At 68.9% G+C, this 15,369-nt stretch carries 10 protein-coding genes, 1 tRNA gene and 1 other RNA gene; 3 read left to right on the top strand and 9 right to left on the bottom strand.

What is annotated here, in order from left to right; all coding sequences use genetic code 11:
* Nucleotides 1-10: 10 nt before the first annotated feature.
* From ABD708_RS09595 to ffs, 4 genes are all read right to left on the bottom strand, one after another.
* Nucleotides 11-1,201 (bottom strand): acetate/propionate family kinase, encoded by a 1,191-nt coding sequence (locus ABD708_RS09595; RefSeq protein WP_344753769.1) that lies wholly within the window; start codon nt 1,199-1,201, stop codon nt 11-13.
* A 13-nt stretch (nt 1,202-1,214) separates the two neighbouring features.
* Nucleotides 1,215-3,377, bottom strand: a complete 2,163-nt coding sequence (gene pta / locus ABD708_RS09590; protein ID WP_344753767.1) for a phosphate acetyltransferase — start codon at nt 3,375-3,377, stop codon at nt 1,215-1,217.
* A gap of 41 nt (nt 3,378-3,418) precedes the next feature.
* On the bottom strand, nt 3,419-5,875 hold the full coding sequence (locus ABD708_RS09585) for a phosphoketolase family protein (RefSeq protein ID WP_344753765.1): 2,457 nt from the start codon (nt 5,873-5,875) through the stop codon (nt 3,419-3,421).
* Nucleotides 5,876-5,992: 117 nt separating this feature from the next.
* An RNA gene (ffs, locus tag ABD708_RS09580) (signal recognition particle sRNA small type) lies at nt 5,993-6,089 on the bottom strand.
* A gap of 190 nt (nt 6,090-6,279) precedes the next feature.
* Between ffs and ABD708_RS09575 the strand changes: the two genes are divergently transcribed.
* Together ABD708_RS09575 and ABD708_RS09570 are read left to right on the top strand one after the other, a co-directional pair.
* Nucleotides 6,280-6,367, top strand: a tRNA-Ser gene (locus ABD708_RS09575).
* Nucleotides 6,328-7,584 (top strand): nuclease-related domain-containing protein, encoded by a 1,257-nt coding sequence (locus tag ABD708_RS09570; RefSeq protein WP_344753763.1) that lies wholly within the window; start codon nt 6,328-6,330, stop codon nt 7,582-7,584. Before ABD708_RS09575 ends, ABD708_RS09570 begins: the two co-directional genes overlap by 40 nt.
* Nucleotides 7,585-7,600: 16 nt before the next feature.
* Here the strand turns inward: ABD708_RS09570 and ABD708_RS09565 are convergent, their stop codons facing one another.
* The 5 genes from ABD708_RS09565 to ABD708_RS09545 are packed head-to-tail and all read right to left on the bottom strand — an operon-like array spanning nt 7,601 to nt 14,035.
* Nucleotides 7,601-8,794: a glycoside hydrolase family 1 protein gene (locus ABD708_RS09565; RefSeq protein ID WP_344753761.1), complete on the bottom strand. Its 1,194-nt coding sequence runs from the start codon at nt 8,792-8,794 to the stop codon at nt 7,601-7,603.
* A 19-nt stretch (nt 8,795-8,813) separates the two neighbouring features.
* On the bottom strand, nt 8,814-10,514 hold the full coding sequence (locus ABD708_RS09560; RefSeq protein ID WP_344753759.1) for an ABC transporter ATP-binding protein: 1,701 nt from the start codon (nt 10,512-10,514) through the stop codon (nt 8,814-8,816).
* Nucleotides 10,511-11,389 carry an ABC transporter permease gene (locus ABD708_RS09555; protein WP_344753757.1) on the bottom strand — a complete coding sequence of 293 codons (879 nt, stop codon included), beginning with the start codon at nt 11,387-11,389 and terminating at the stop codon, nt 10,511-10,513. Before ABD708_RS09555 ends, ABD708_RS09560 begins: the two co-directional genes overlap by 4 nt.
* Entirely contained in the window at nt 11,386-12,366 is a 981-nt protein-coding gene (locus ABD708_RS09550; protein ID WP_344753755.1) for an ABC transporter permease, read from the bottom strand. Before ABD708_RS09550 ends, ABD708_RS09555 begins: the two co-directional genes overlap by 4 nt.
* A 4-nt stretch (nt 12,367-12,370) precedes the next feature.
* Entirely contained in the window at nt 12,371-14,035 is a 1,665-nt protein-coding gene (locus tag ABD708_RS09545) for an ABC transporter substrate-binding protein (protein WP_344753753.1), read from the bottom strand.
* A 135-nt stretch (nt 14,036-14,170) separates the two neighbouring features.
* Between ABD708_RS09545 and ABD708_RS09540 the strand changes: the two genes are divergently transcribed.
* Nucleotides 14,171-15,259 carry a LacI family DNA-binding transcriptional regulator gene (locus ABD708_RS09540; RefSeq protein ID WP_344753751.1) on the top strand — a complete coding sequence of 363 codons (1,089 nt, stop codon included), beginning with the start codon at nt 14,171-14,173 and terminating at the stop codon, nt 15,257-15,259.
* Nucleotides 15,260-15,369 lie beyond the last annotated feature (110 nt).

Here is a 15,369-nt window from a genome sequence, read left to right as displayed (position 1 = left end):
TGCGCGGCCGCTACCTCGAGATGACCTCGAGGGTCTGGCGGGCGATCTCGAGTTCCTCGTTGGTCGGCACCACGAGAACCGTCACCGGCGACGACTCGGTGGAGATGACACGGATGCCTGAGCCGCCCGCCTCGTTGCGAGAAGGGTCCAGCTCGATGCCGAGCCCGTCGAGGCCGGCCAGTGCGGAAGCCCTCACCTCGGCGCTGTGCTCGCCGATACCGGCGGTGAACGAGATCACGTCGGCGCCGCCGAGCAGCGCGTGGTAGGCGCCGACGTAGGACTTCAGCCGGTGTGCGACGACTGCCTGCGTCAGCTGCGCCCTCTCGTCCCCCTCCGCCGCACGCGCCTGCACGTCCCGCGAGTCACCGACGCCAGATAGCCCGAGCAGCCCGCTCTGCTTATTGAGCAGATCGTCGAGCTCGTCGATCGACAGCTTCGCCCGGCGCGCAAGGTGGAAGAGCACGGAGGCGTCGATATCGCCCGAGCGCGTGCCCATGACGAGGCCGGCGAGCGGGGTCATCCCCATGCTCGTCTCGACGGAGCGCCCGCCGTCGATGGCGCAAGCGCTCGCACCGTTGCCGAGGTGCAGCACGATCTGCTTGAGCTCGTCGAGCGGCCGGCCGAGGAACTCGGCCGCCGCACGCGAGACGTAGCGGTGCGAGGTGCCGTGGAACCCGTACTTGCGCACGCGGTACCGCTGCGCGAGCTCGGCGTCGATCGCATAGGTGTATGCCTCTGGCGGCATGGTCTGATGGAACGCGGTGTCGAAGACCGCGACCATGGGCAGACCGGGGAAGGACTTCTCGGCGGCATCGATGCCCTGCACGGCCCCCGGGTTGTGCAGTGGGGCGAGGTCGGAGAGGTCTTCGATCTGGATCTTCACCACGTGGTCGATCGGCGTCGGCTCGAAGAAGCGGGCACCCCCGTGCACCACGCGATGGCCGATCGCGACCAGGTCGTGCTCGTCGAGCGACGGGCCGTGCGTGTCGAAGTCGTTGCGCATGATGCGGCAGGCCTGGGCGTGGTCCCGCACGGCTACGTCCGTGTCGAAGCGCTGGCCGCCCGCACGGTGGCTGGCGCGCCCTTCGTCCTCACCGATGCGCTCGATCAGGCCGCTGGCCAGGGTCTCCTCGGTCGCCATGTCGATGAGCTGGTACTTCAGCGACGACGAGCCGCTGTTGATGACGAGGATGCTGGGCATCGGATGCCTCCTGCTAGACCGACTGCGCCTGGATCGCCGTGATCGCGATCGTGTTCACGATGTCGTCGACGAGCGCGCCGCGCGACAGGTCGTTGACCGGCTTGTTGAGGCCCTGCAGCACGGGGCCGATTGCGACGGCGCCCGACGAGCGCTGCACCGCCTTGTACGTGTTGTTGCCCGTATTCAGGTCAGGGAATATGAACACCGTCGCGCGTCCCGCAACGGGCGACCCGGGCAGCTTGGCGGCGGCGACGACGAGGTCGGCCGCGGCGTCGTACTGCAGCGGACCCTCGACGAGCAGCTCCGGCGCCCGCTCGCGCACCAGCGCGGTCGCCGACCGCACCTTCTCGACGTCAGCGCCCGACCCGGACTCCCCCGTCGAGTACGACAGCATCGCGATGCGCGGCTCGATGCCGAACTGCGCGGCCGTCGCCGCCGACGAGATCGCGATGTCGGCCAGCTGCGTGTCAGTGGGATCGGGGATCACGGCGCAGTCGCCGTAGACCAGCACCCGATCCGACAGCGCCATCAGGAATACCGACGACACCACGCCGACCCCTGGACGCGTCTTGATGATCTCGAACGCCGGCCGGATCGTGTGCGCCGTCGTGTGCGCGGCCCCCGACACCATGCCGTCCGCGAGGCCGAGGTGCACCATCATCGTGCCGAAATAGGACACGTCCGTCACGGTGTCGAGTGCCCGCTCGAGCGTCATGCCCTTGGACGCGCGAATCTCGGCGTATTCGGCGCCGAACCGCTCCCGCAGCCCCGGATCGGTCGTGCTCACCACGGCAGCGGCGGACAGATCGAGCCCCAACGCTGCGCCCCGCGCGCGCACCGCCTGCTCGTCACCCAGGATCGTCAGCTGCGCGATATCCCGCTCGAGCACGATAGATGCCGCGCGCAGAATACGATCGTCCTCACCCTCCGGCAGCACGATGTGCTTCTTCGCCGACCGCGCCCGCTCGAGCAGTCGGTACTCGAACATCAGTGGCGTGACGACCGGCGACGGCTCGACGTCGAGCGCGTCGAGCAAAGCGATGTGGTTCACGTTGCGGTCGAAGAGGGCGATCGCCCGCTCGGTCTTGCGCGGCGAATCCGCCCCCATCCTCGTGCGCGCGCCGTTGACCCGCACCGTCGTCTCGAAGGTGCCGTACGGAGTCGAGATGATCGGCAGCGACGGGTCCATGCCGCTGATCAGCCGGGTGATCGCCTCGGAGAGCGCGAACCCGCCGTTCAGCACGATCGCCGACACCGAGGGGAAGGTGCCGGCCTGGTACGCGGCGAGCACGGCGAGCAGCGTCTCGGTGCGGTCCCCGGGCACCACGACGACGGCCCCCTCGATCAGACGCGTCAGCACGTTCTCCATCGACATGCCGGCCACGACGACGCCGAGAACCTCGCGCTCGAGCAGCTCGCGGTCGCCGAACACCAGCTCGCCGGTCACCGCATCGAGCACCGATGCCACAGTCGGCGCGACCAGCACCGGGTCCTCCGGCAGCACCCACACGGGCCGCTCGAGCGGGTCTGGGACAGCACCGCGCGCGATGGAGGCGACGGATGCCTGCACCGCACGGTGGATCGCCCCAAGCTCATCGGGGTCTGCACGGTTGACGACGACCCCGAGCAGCGCGGCGTGCTCGGCGCGCAGCTCATCGATCGCGACGGACGCGAGCTGCCGCACCTGCTCAGCCGAGCGCGCCCGCGACGAGCCGAGGGCGAGCACGCCGTGCTGCCCGAGCACCCCGTCGGACGCCCCCTCGGCAGCCCGTCCGCTCACCACGAGCAGCACCGGCGCGCCGAGGTTCGCGGCGATGCGCGCGTTGAACGAGAGCTCGGTCGGCGCCCCGACATCGGTGTAGTCGCTGCCCACGATCACGACCGCGTCGCACCGGTCGACGATGCGGCGGTAGCGCTCGATGATGCGGGCGAGCGCGGCCTCGGCATCCGTATGCACCTCGTCGTATGTGACGCCGACCGAGTCCTCGTACGACAGGCCGGCCGTGGCGTTCGACAGCAGCCATTCGAGGATGTAGTCGCGCTGCGCCGTGCTGCGCGCGATCGGGCGGAAGACGGCGACCCGCTCGACCTGCCGCGACAGGGTGCGCAGCACGCCGAGCGCGATCGTCGACTTCCCGGTTTGGCCCTCGGCCGAGGTGACGTAGACCTGCTTCACGAGTCCGACGCTAGCGACACAGTCTTAGCCGCCGCCCAGCCTCAGTCGTTGTCCCCGCCGGTGTCGTTGATGTTCGCCTCGGAGCCGCCCTTCCAGGCCCACTTCGCGACCTCGGGGATGTCCTCGCCGTTCTGGTACGCGTACAGGCGGGCGTTGAGGCGGGCATCCACCATCTCCTGCCGCAGGCCCGCGTAGCGCTCGGCCAGCCCGGGAACGCGGTCGATGGCGTCGATCACGAGGTGGTACCGGTCGAGATCGTTGCGCATGACCATGTCGAACGGCGTGGTCGTCGTGCCCTCTTCCTTGTAGCCGCGCACGTGCAGCGTGCCATGCCCGTTGCGGCGGTAGGTGAGGCGGTGGATGAGCCAGGGGTAGCCGTGATACGCGAAGATCACCGGCTTGTCGGTCGTGAAGATCGCGTCGTAGTCGCGGTCGGACAGGCCGTGCGGGTGCTCGTCCTCGGGCTGCAGCTTCATCAGGTCGACGACGTTGACGACGCGCACCTTGAGCTCGGGGATGTACTTCTGCAGGATCTCGGATGCCGCGAGCACCTCGAGCGTCGGGATGTCCCCCGCCGCCGCGAGCACCACGTCGGGCTCCTCGCCCGGCTTCTCGGAGCCGGCCCACTCGAAGATGCCGAGCCCGCGCGTCATGTGCCGCACCGCCTCGTCGACTGTGAGCAGGTTGGGCTGCGGCTGCTTGCCGGCGACGACCACGTTGACGTAGTCGACCGAGCGCAGGCAGTGGTCGTAGGTCGACAGCAGCGTGTTCGCGTCGAAGGGCAGGTAGACGCGCACGACGTCGGCCGACTTGTTGACGACGTGGTCGATGAAGCCCGGGTCCTGGTGCGAGAAGCCGTTGTGGTCCTGCCGCCAGACATGGCTCGACAGCAGATAGTTCAGCGACGAGATCGAGCGGCGCCACGGGATCTCGCGGGTCACCTTCAGCCACTTGGCGTGCTGGTTGAACATCGAGTCGACGATGTGGATGAACGCCTCGTATGAGGTGAACAGGCCGTGCCGGCCGGTGAGCAGGTAGCCCTCGAGCCAACCCTCGCACTGGTGCTCGCTGAGCACCTCCATCACGCGCCCCGTCGGGGCCATGTTGACGTCGATGGGCCAGATCTCGCCGGCGAACTGCTTGTCCGTCGCGGAGTAGACGGGAGGAGCGAGGCGATTGGATGCCGTCTCGTCAGGCCCGAAGATGCGGAAGTTCTCCGGGTTGTCCTCGATGACCGTGGCGAGCCACTCGCCGAGCACGCGGGTCGCCTCGCTGCTCGTCGCGCCTGGGGACGGCACGTCGACGCCGAACTCGCGCCAGTCGCGCAGGCGCAGGTCCTTGCGAACGAGCCCGCCGTTGGCGATCGGGTTGGCGGACATCCGCCGGTCGCCCTTGGGGGCGATCGCCACGGCGTCGGGAACGGGGGCGCCGTTCTCGTCGAACAGCTCCTCGGGCTTGTACGACTTCAGCCACCCCTCGAGCAGCGCGGTGTGCTCAGGCGTGTCGCGGGCATTCGCGAGCGGAACCTGGTGCGCGCGCCAGGTGTTCTCGACCTGCACGCCGTCGATGACGGGCGGGCAGGTCCAGCCTTTGGGCGTGCGCAGGATGATCATGGGCCACTTGGCGCGCCCCTCGAGCGAGCCGTTCGCGGCGCGCTCCTTGATGTCGGCGATCTCGTTGAGCACCTCGTCGAGCACCGCCGCGTAGCGCTTGTGCACGGCGATGGGGTCCTCGCCGTCGAATCCGCCCTCCACGAGATAGGGGTGGTAGCCGTAGCCCTTGAAGAGGTCGAGCAGCTCGTCCTGGGGAATCCGATCGAGCACCGTCGGATTCGCGATCTTGTAGCCGTTCAGGTGCAGGATCGGCAGCACGACGCCGTCCTGCACAGGGTCGAGCCACTTGTTCGAGTGCCAGCTGGTGGCGAGCGGGCCGGTCTCGGCCTCGCCGTCGCCGACGACCGCCATGACGAGCAGATCGGGGTTGTCGAAGGCGGCGCCGTAGGCGTGGCTCAGCGCATAGCCGAGCTCGCCGCCCTCGTGGATCGAGCCGGGCGTCTCGGGCGCCACATGGCTCGGGATCCCGCCGGGGAACGAGAACTGCCGAAACAGCCGGCGGACGCCCGCCTCGTCCTGCTCGATGTCGTGGTACACCTCGGAATAGGTGCCGTCGAGGTAGGCGGATGCCACGAGGCCGGGGCCGCCGTGGCCGGGGCCGATGATGTAGATGGTGTTGAGGTCGCGCTCTTGGATCGCGCGATTCATGTGGGCGTACATGAAGTTGAGCCCGGGGGTCGTGCCCCAGTGGCCGAGCAGGCGGGGCTTGATGTCATCGACCGCGAGCGGAGTGCGCAGCAGCGGATTGTCGAGCAGGTAGATCTGGCCGACGCTCAGATAGTTCGCCGCGCGCCAGTAGGTGTCGATCAGCCGGATCGTCTCGTCAGAGACCGGAGTCTCATCGCGGCGCTTCCAAGCCGTTTCGGTCGCAACGTCAGTCGACATCGAGAATCCTCCCTTGAGACCTTCCGTCTGATGACGGTTCCAAGGGCCAGCCTATGGAGGCAGGGTTGCGCGACGCTAGGCCTTTTCCTGCCCTGGCCGGGACTTCGATGTGCTAACGAAAAAGACCCCCCGCGCACCCGCCAGAGCCCGGTTACCCTTGCTGCGTTTCCGCCCTGGGGGAGTTGGCCTGGATGGCGCCACGCGGGGAGCCGGTCTCCATTGTACGGGAGCACGATGAGGGCGAGATACGGATGCCTGCGGCGTAGTCTCCGTACGGAGGACGCGGCGCATCCGCTGGTCGAGTAGCCCGGCGCGGCGGGGTGTATCGAGACCCCTCTCCGTCGAGACTGAACCCCCAACTTCTGTCCGGTAGACTTCTCGGGTTGCGCCTCGGCGCGACGCCCGGAGGATTCGCCTAGTGGCCTATGGCGCACGCTTGGAAAGCGTGTTGGGTGAAAGCCCTCGGGGGTTCGAATCCCCCATCCTCCGCCAAAGTGTTGCTTGATGCAACAGACCTTGCTCCCCACCTCTGGGGTGAGAGCCGGACGCTCTTGATCCGTAGCGTCGTGGCCATGGGGGAAGCAGAGTCTGAAGCGTCAGGCGTCCGTGCGCAGCGCGTGGACTTCGCCGGGATCAACGCTCTCTCTTCGCGAGCCGCCGGATACGCGGTCGCGCTGAAGTGCCTGCACGTGCAATCGCAGGCCGAGGCCGCAGACCCCTCGTTGAAGACCGCCACCCAGGTGCGGCTTCACCCTGAGGCCTGGCCTTGGTATCAGGGGGCACTTGGGGAGATCGAAGTCGGGAAGATGCTCGCTGAGCTCGAACCCGAGTGGTTCGTGCGTCACTCGGTTCCCATCGGCGCCGACACGAAGGACGTTGATCACCTGGTGATCGGGCCTGGCGGCGTGTTCGCGATCAACACCAAGCATCACGCCGGAGCATCCGTATGGGTTGGCGATCACGTGCTGCGCGTCAACAACGGCAATACTCCACACCTGAAGGTCGGGCGGAATGACGCGGCCGATGTCGCTCGCCGGCTGTCCGGCAAGGTCGGCTTCCCTGTGCCCGTGATACCCGTGATCGCGGTGCTGAACGCCCGATCCCTCACCGACCGGCGGTCGCCTCGGGAACGCCCGGTGGAGGTCGTGAACGCATCACATCTGGTCGCGTGGCTGCGTGCATACCCTCAGCAGCTCAGCCCCGCAAAGATCGAGCTGATCAAGCTCGCCGCCGAAGAGCCCGAGACCTGGCACGTCGACCCGCACGCCGCGGACACGTACCGCGTCATGCAACGATTCGAACGGCTCGTCGCCCGCGCGTCCGTCACGCCCCCACGCACCGCGCCCGCGCGCGCTCGCGGCGCCCGACGAGCACCGTCAGCGCAGACATCGCACCGCACAGGTTCGCCGTCGCGTGCGCGAGCGCTCAGGACGACGAGCAAAGGGCGAGGCCGAGCGCGCGAGGCGACGATCAAGAACATCGCCCAACTGTGGCTTTTCGGCGCCGTTGTCCTCGTGCTTGCCATCTACGGAACGGGAAAGGCGGCGCGATGCGCTTCCGCCCCGATCCCGACGGGGACGGCGGGGCTCAACTGCACGCTCGCCGTGAGCCTGGCCCCCTACTACCCGCTGGCGTGGTGGGTCGCCGGCGGCGTGCTCCTCCTCGCACTGGTGACGACCATCTTCCAGGCACGTCGAAGCAACACCTAGCGCCGCCGCCAGCGCCTCACTCCACGAATCCGTTCGCCTGCGCGACCCGTCCGAGCCACCGGGCGCTGTCGCGTACGTCGCGCGCGAAGGTCTCGTGGTCGACCCCGACGAGGCCGAAGGTGGGCGCGAACGACCCCCACTCGTAGTTGTCGAGCAGGCTCCAGTAGAGGTAGCCGAGCACCTCCGCGCCTTCCTGCATCGTGTCGTGCAGCCCTTCGAGCGCGCCCCGCACATAGTCGCGCCGCCGGGCGTCGTCCCCCGTCGCGAGCCCGTTCTCGGTGACGAACACCGGAACGCCGGGCGCGTACTTCTGCGCAAGGCGCACCCCCTCGGCGAGCGCGGGCGGGTAGTACTCCCAGCCGGTGAGCGTGCGCTCGACGCCGTCGGCCACCGGGCGCGGCCCCTCGGGCCCCACGATCGTGCGGGTGTAGGCCTGCACCCCGACCCAGTCGTCGCCGACCGCCTGCTCGAGGAACCACGCGTCGCGCGGGTAGCTGTAGGCGTGCGCCTGCTCCTCGGCCCCCGGCTCGCCCGGCGCGGCCTGCACGGCCTGGGTCGCGACGGTCCATCCCGAGCGCACATGACCGAGCCCCGACAGCACCGCGCGCGCCGCCCTGTGCGCCGCGGCGAGCGTCTCCGAGACGTGTCGGCTCGGGTGCGGCAGGCCGTGGGTCGACTGCCACTGCGAGCCGGCCGCGTCGCCGGCATCCGCCCCGGAGGTGATCGCGACCATGTTCGGCTCGTTGATCGTGCCGACCCACTCGACGTCATCGAGGATGCCCGCCGCCGCCTCAGTGAAGCGCGTGAACCGCTCGACCGCGTCGGCGGCGCGCCAGCCGCCCGCGTGCGCGAACCAGCGCGGCACGGTGAAGTGGTGCAGCGTCACCATCGGGGTGACCCCGTGATCGCGCGCGGTGTCGATCATGCGCCGGTAGTGGTCGAGCTCGGCGCGTGAGACGAAGCCCCGCTCGGGCTCGATGCGCGCCCACTCGAGGGAGAAGCGGTACATGTCGAGGCCCAGCTCGGAGACGATCCGGATGTCCTCCGGGTAGCGGTGGTAGCTGTCGCATGCATCGCCGCTCGGCTCGGCGACCGTGGTCTCGGGCCGGTGCTCGAGCTCCCACCAGTCCGAGTTGACGTTGTTGCCCTCGATCTGATGGGCGGCCGAGGCCGCGCCCCAGATGAATCCGTCGGGGAAGGTACGGGTCATGCCTTCGTCAGTCCTTTCGTCAGCCCTGCTCGAGTGCGCGCCCCGGCTGGGGCACCGCCGCCAGGAGATCGCGCGTGTAGCTATCGGTCGGGTTGCGCAGCACCTCGGCGGTGCCGCCGCGCTCGACGACCCGCCCCTCGTGCAGCACCATGATCCGGTCGGTGATGAGACGGGCGCTCAGCAGGTCGTGCGTGATGTACAGCAGGCTGACGCCCCAGGTGACCCGCAGCTCGTCGAGCAGCGCCAGCACGCCGGCGCGCAGCGAGACATCGAGCATCGAGACGGGCTCGTCGGCGATGATCACCTGCGGGTCGCTCGCGAGCGCCCGCGCAATCACGACGCGCTGCCGCTGACCGCCGGAGAGCTGGTGCGGAAGCTTATTCGCGTACAGCGCCGCGGGTGCGAGCCCGACCGTCTCGAGCAGCTCGAAGACCCGCTCGCGCACGGCGTCGCCGCGGCGCTCAGAGTAGTTCACGATCGGCCGGCTCAGCGTGTACTCGACGGTGTGCAGCGGGTTCAGCGCGGCATACGGGTCCTGGAAGACCATCTGCACGTCGCGGCGCAGCCGGCGCAGGCTGCGCCGGTTCGCGCGCCCCACGTCGAGATCGCCGAAACGGATGCTTCCCGCCGTCGGCTTCTCGACGCCGGTGATGAGCTTCGCGATCGTCGACTTCCCGCTGCCGCTCTGGCCCACGAGGGCGAGGGCGGCGCCGGGCTCGAGCGTGAACGACACGTCGTCGACGGCGGGCCGGTCACCGGGGCGGGCGCGGCCGTAGCTCTTGCTCACCGCATCGACGACAATGGCCTCGCGCACGGCCCGGCCGGGGCGGGCGCGCACGACGGGAGCCTCGGCGCCGGCATCCGTCTCACCGCCCGTCTTCGCTGTCGTTGTGCGCTCGCCCTCACGCGCGGTCAGGCCGGGAACGCTCACGGTCTGCGCGCGCGGGTCGGCGTAGTGCGAGAGCAGCATGCGCGTGTAGTCGTCTTGGGGGTTGCGCAGGATGTCGGCGCTCGCGGCGTCCTCGACGATGCGCCCGTCGTGCATGACGAGCACGCGCGCGGTCGCCTCGAGCACCACGCCGAGGTCGTGGCTGATGAGGATGGCGGTGAAGCGCTCGGATGCCTGCAGTGCGCGGATCGTGTTCATGACCGCGTGCTGCACCAGCACGTCGAGCGCCGTGGTCGGCTCGTCGAAGACCATGAGCTTCGGCTCGAGCGAGAGCGCCAGGGCGATCGAGACGCGCTGCCGCATGCCGCCCGAGAGCTCGCCCGGGTAGCGGTCGAGAACCTCGGCGGGCAGCTCGACCTTGGCGGCCAGCTCGCGCGCCCTGGCCTCCCGCGCATGCGGCGGCACATGACCGTGGGCGCGGAAGATGTCGAGGAAGTGGTTGCGGACCGTGCGCACCGGGTTGAGCGCGTTCATGCCGGCCTGCAGCACCATCGCCAAGCCGCCCTGGCGCTGCCGGCGCAGCTCCTCGCGCGAGAGCGTGCTGATGTCGACGCCGTCGAAGACGATGCGGCCGCGCTCGATGCGCGCCGCAGGCGGGCTGAGGCGCGTGAGTGCGAAGCCCAGCGTCGACTTGCCGGAGCCCGACTCCCCCACGAGCCCGACGAACTCGCCCTGCTCCAGCTCGAAGCTGACGCCTTCGACGGCGCGCACGGGCTCGCGGCCCGCGGACTCGTAGACGATCGAGAGGTCTTCGACCTTGAGCAGGCTCATCGCGTGCCCCCTTCCCGCAGGCGCGGATTGCTCAGCCCGTCGACGCCGAAGTTGATGAACGCGAGCGAGGTCGCGAACAGGGCGATCATGAGGCCGGGCGCGAACAGCAGGATCCACTGGCCGGTCAGCAGCACATTGCTGTTCTGCGCCCAGAAGAGCATGGTGCCCCAGCTGACGGTGGTGGAATCGCCGAGGCCGAGGAACTCGAGGCCCGCCTCGGCGAGGATCGCCGCCGTCGCCGCGCCGAAGAAGCTCGACGCGATGAGCGACGTCATGTTCGGCATGATCTCGTGGAAGACGATGCGGCTCGCGCTCTCGCCGCTGAACTGCGCGGCGGTGACGAAGTCGCGCGAGCGCAGCGCCTGGGTCTGCGAGCGCAGCACGCGGGCGCCCCACGCCCAGCCGGTCACGACCACGACGAGCACGATCACGCCGATGCCGCCGTTCTGCAGATACGCGGCGATCACGATCATGAGGGGCAGCGACGGGATGACGAGGAAGAGGTTGACGATGAATCCCACGCCCTCCCCCCAGAAGGTGCGCACATAGCCCCAGCTGAGCCCGACGGCCACCGCGATGATCGTCGAGAGGATGCCGGCCACGAGCGCGACGAAGACGGAGACGCGCGCGCCGAAGATCAGCTGGCTGAGCACGTCCTGCCCGCTCGCCGTCGTGCCGAGCAGGTGGGCGGCGCTGCCGTTCAGGCTGCGGCCGAAGCTCGAGTCGTGTGCATCGTAGGGCGCGATGAGGGGCGCGAAGATGGCGAGGGCGACGAAGAAGAGGAATCCGATCACCCCGATCCGGGCGCGCGGCACCGACCAGATGGTCGCGATGCCGCGGCCGAGCACGCGCAGCGGTGAGATGTTGCGGTTCATCGTCGGGTCCTCGGGTCGAGCACGCCGTAGAGCACGTCCACGATGAAGTTCGCAACGAGCACGCTCACCGTGATCATGAGGAACAGCGCCTGCATCAGCGGGTAGTCCTGGTTGGTGACGGCGTGGAACAGCAGCAGCCCGACGCCCGGGTACTGGAAGACCGTCTCGACGAGCAGCGAGCCGCCGACGACACCCCCGAGCACGAGCCCGAACGAGGTCAGGTTGGGCAGGATCGCGTTGCGCGCGGCGTATCGCAGCGCCACCGTGCGCGAGCGCAGCCCGTTTGCCTCGGCGAAGGTGACGTAGTCCTCGCCGAGGGTATTGACCATGGTGTTGCGCATGCCGATGATCCAGCCGCCGAGGGAGGTGATCAGGATCGTCAGCGCCGGCAGGGCGGCATGGCTGATCGCCTCGCCGACGAAGCCGAGACTGAGATTCGGGGTGGATGCCGCGCCGTACGCCCCCGAGGTCGGGAACCACGCCGCGACGTAGCCGAGGAAGAAGAGCAGCAGCAGGGCGGTCCAGAAGTACGGGAACGCCGAGGCGAACTGGCTGCCCGCCGTGGCGAAGGTGTCGACCCAGCTGCCGCGCCGCCACGCGGCGAGCGCGCCGAGCGCCGTGCCGATCACGAACGCGATGATCGTGACGGTGCCGACGAGCACCAGCGTCCAGGGCAGCGCGCCCGAGACGAGGGCGGAGACCTTCTGCGGGAAGTAGCTGTACGAGATGCCGAAGTCGAGGCGCGCGATCTGGCCGAGGTACTGCCCGTACTGGGTGATCAGCGAGCCGTGCGGCACACCGAGCTGTGCCTCGACGGCCGCCCGCATGGCCGGGGTCACCGGGCCGTTCTGCGACAGCTTCGCGATCGCAGCATCGGCCGGCGAGCCCGGCATCATGCGGGGCAGCAGGAAGTTGATCGTCACCGCCGCCCACAGCGTGACGACGAAGAGGGCGATCTTGCCCAGGAGATAGCGCACGGGTCTACGACGCCGCCTTGATGTTGGTCAGGATCAGCAGCGCGGTCTCGGTCCACGTGCTGGGCGGAGCGTACGGATTCGACGCCGACGGCCAGTTCGTGAAGTTCTTCGTGCTGAACAGACCCCACAGGCCGCCATAGAAGAGACCGATCGCGGGCAGCTGGTCATAAACGGTCTGCTGCAGCTGGTCGACGATCTGCTTCTGGGCATCCGTCGTCGTCGCCGACCTCAGCTGCGTGAGCAGCTGGTCGGTCTTGGCGTCCGTGAAGCGCTCGAAGTTGGCCGAGGTCGCCGTGCCGATCGGGGTCGCGAAGGAGCTGTTCAGCAGGTTGTTGAAGTCCTGGAAGGTGCTTCCGGTGCCGCCGTAGGAGCCGAGCGCCAGATCGAAGTTGCCCGCGTTGAGCGCCTGCGTGTAAGCAGCGGGCTGCGGCTGGTTCAGCGTGACCTCGATGCCGATGGCCTTGAGCTGGCTCTGCAGCGCCTGCAGACCCCGCAGCCAGTCGGTGTACCCGTTCGGCGAGGTGATCGTGAGGCTGAGCTGCTTGCCGCTCGCGTCGACGATCTTGCCGCCCTTCTGCGTGTACCCCGCCTTCTCGAACGCGGCGAGCGCCTTCGTGGTGTCCTGCTTGATCGCGCCCTTGTCGGGGATCGACGTGTCCAGCCAGCTCTCCTGGTTCGGCAGCAGCAGGCCGGTCTGGCCCGCTGCCTTCACATAGCCCTGCTCGGCATCGTCGGCGATCTTGTCGCGGTCGAGCGCGTAGCTGAGGCCCTGACGGAAGTCGAGGTTGTTGAACGGCGCCTTGGTCAGGTTCGGGTAGAGCGCGATGGTGCCGCCCGGCGGGAACCAGTAGGTGTTGTGCTGCTTGTCGGCGGCGACGAAGGTGCCCTTCACGTCGGAGATGTAGGAGTACGCCCAGTCATAGCCCTTGTGCACGATGTCGACCTGCGTGTTCGACGCCGGCAGCACGAGGGTCTTGGCGGCGACCTTGTCGGCCTGCCAGTAGTTCTTGTTCTTGGTCAGCGTGTACTCGTTCGGGGCGAACTTGCCGAGCACATAGGGACCGGTCACGACCGGGTTGTCGTTGGTCCAGGTCAGCGGGTTCTTGACCGAGCTCCAGATGTGCTTCGGGACGATGATCTGCTGGTCGATCACGGTCGCGGCCGGAACATCGGGGCTCTTCAGGTGGAAGGTGACGGTGTTGCCCGAGCTCGAGATCGAGTCGATGTGCTGCCACTCGCCGAGGGTGTCGAGCGACGGGTTCTTCTTGATCAGGTCGAAGGTGAAGACGACGTCGTCCGGCGTGAACGCCGTGCCGTCAGACCACTTCACCCCGCTGCGGATCGTGTAGTCCACGGTCTTCGGGTCGCTGAATTTGTCGCCGGTCGCGAGGAACGGCGTCGTCGTGCCGTCGATCGAGTTGACGACCTGCAGCGGCTCGTACATGTAGTGCGCACCGATGCGCGTCGAGGGCGAGAACGGATTGAAGTTCCGTGTGAACGTCGGGGTGCCGTTGTCGGCGCCGAGCAGCAGGGATCCGCTCGCGCCCGATGTCGAATTCGTCGACGCCTTGGTCTGCACGGTGCAGCCGCTCACCACCGCGATCGTCGCCGCCGCGGTGATGACCGCGAGACCGGCTTTGAAGAGCCTGGCCCTCGTCTTGGTTCCCATCACGGGCTTCCTTCCTGTCCGCTCTGACTGGAATGTCTGGAATGTCGCACTCAATGTATGCGCTTTCAGATCGGCAGTGTATGCGCTTACAATTGCGACGGCAAGCCCCCGGCGCTGTGAGGAAGGATCTCGGCGATGGCGAAGCGCAAAGTCGGCGCGGCCCCGACGGTCTACGACGTGGCCGGCTCGGCGGGCGTCTCCATCGCGACGGTCTCGCGCGCGATCCGCAGCCCCGATTCCGTGACGCCGGCGACCCGGGAGCGGGTCGAAGAGGCGATTCAGAGGCTCGGCTACGTTCCCTCGGCATCCGCTCGCGCCCTCGCCGACCGCCGCACCGGAGCGTACGGCCTGCTGCTGCCCGGTTTCGATGACATCGAGGATGCCGTGGAACCGGTGCCCTCGGACGGCGCGGTGCGCATCACCGACGACCGCGGCAGCCGCAGCCCCGTCGGCGGCGCGCCCCTGTACTTCGACGAGGTGCTGCGGGGGGCGGAGGTCGAGGCCTGGCGGCACGGCTCGGCCCTGCTCGTCGCGGTGCGGCGCGGCCAGCGACAGGACATCTCGGGGCGCGTCGACGGGCTCGCCGTCTTCGGCCGCGCGATGTCAGAGGAGGCGATCGGGCAGGTCGCGAGACGGATGCCGGTCGTGCTGATCGCCGATGAGCAGGCCGCCCCCGAGATCGACTCCGTCAGCGTCGACAACGCCCGAGGCATGCGCGCGGTCGTCGAGCACGTCGTGGGGGTGCTGGGCATTCGCGACCTGGCGTACCTTGCGGGGCCGAAGGACTCCCCCGACGACGCCGTGCGCCGCCACGGCTTTGCCGAGGCGCTCGCCGCACATGGCGTCGACCGCCGCCGCTTGCGCATGCGGCACGGCGACTTCGGCCGGGCGCGCGCCGCCGCGGTCGCGGCCGAGCTCCTCGCCGAGCGGGTGCCGCGAGCGCTGCTGTGCGCCAACGACCAGAGCGCGCTCGGTGCCCTCGACGCGATCCACGCCGCGGGGCTGCGGGTGCCGGAGGACATCCTGGTCACCGGCTTCGACGGCATCGAGGCCGGTGGCTACGCCTCGCCCCCGATCACGACCGTGCGGCAGCCGATGCGCGCGCTGGGCGGGGCCGCGATCCGCGCGCTCGAGGCGCGCATCGCCGACCCGACGGCGCCGCCGCAGCACCTCACGCTCTCGGTCGAGGTGCTGCTGCGCGAGAGCTGCCCGCCGACGCTCTGAGCTCGCCCCGGCATTCGATCGCCTTCTCCATGCCCCTTGCGGGCCGAAATGAATGCGCATACATTTGCCGCGCACCGCACCTGCATCGCTCAGCGACGAGTGAGGAGAAC

Source organism: Gryllotalpicola koreensis (assembly GCF_039538185.1).
Taxonomy (GTDB): Bacteria; Actinomycetota; Actinomycetes; order Actinomycetales; family Microbacteriaceae; genus Gryllotalpicola; species Gryllotalpicola koreensis.
Note: the sequence above shows the minus strand (reverse complement) of the source record. Positions and strands in the feature narration are given on the sequence as shown.

Coding starts and splice junctions, on each gene's coding strand:
- ABD708_RS09595 (WP_344753769.1), bottom strand. CDS start 1,201: ATGCCCAGCATCCTCGTCATCAACAGCGGCTCGTCGTCGCTGAAGTAC.
- ABD708_RS09585 (WP_344753765.1), bottom strand. CDS start 5,875: ATGTCGACTGACGTTGCGACCGAAACGGCTTGGAAGCGCCGCGATGAG.
- ABD708_RS09565 (WP_344753761.1), bottom strand. CDS start 8,794: ATGACCCGTACCTTCCCCGACGGATTCATCTGGGGCGCGGCCTCGGCC.
- ABD708_RS09560 (WP_344753759.1), bottom strand. CDS start 10,514: ATGAGCCTGCTCAAGGTCGAAGACCTCTCGATCGTCTACGAGTCCGCG.
- ABD708_RS09555 (WP_344753757.1), bottom strand. CDS start 11,389: ATGAACCGCAACATCTCACCGCTGCGCGTGCTCGGCCGCGGCATCGCG.
- ABD708_RS09545 (WP_344753753.1), bottom strand. CDS start 14,035: ATGGGAACCAAGACGAGGGCCAGGCTCTTCAAAGCCGGTCTCGCGGTC.
- ABD708_RS09540 (WP_344753751.1), top strand. CDS start 14,171: ATGGCGAAGCGCAAAGTCGGCGCGGCCCCGACGGTCTACGACGTGGCC.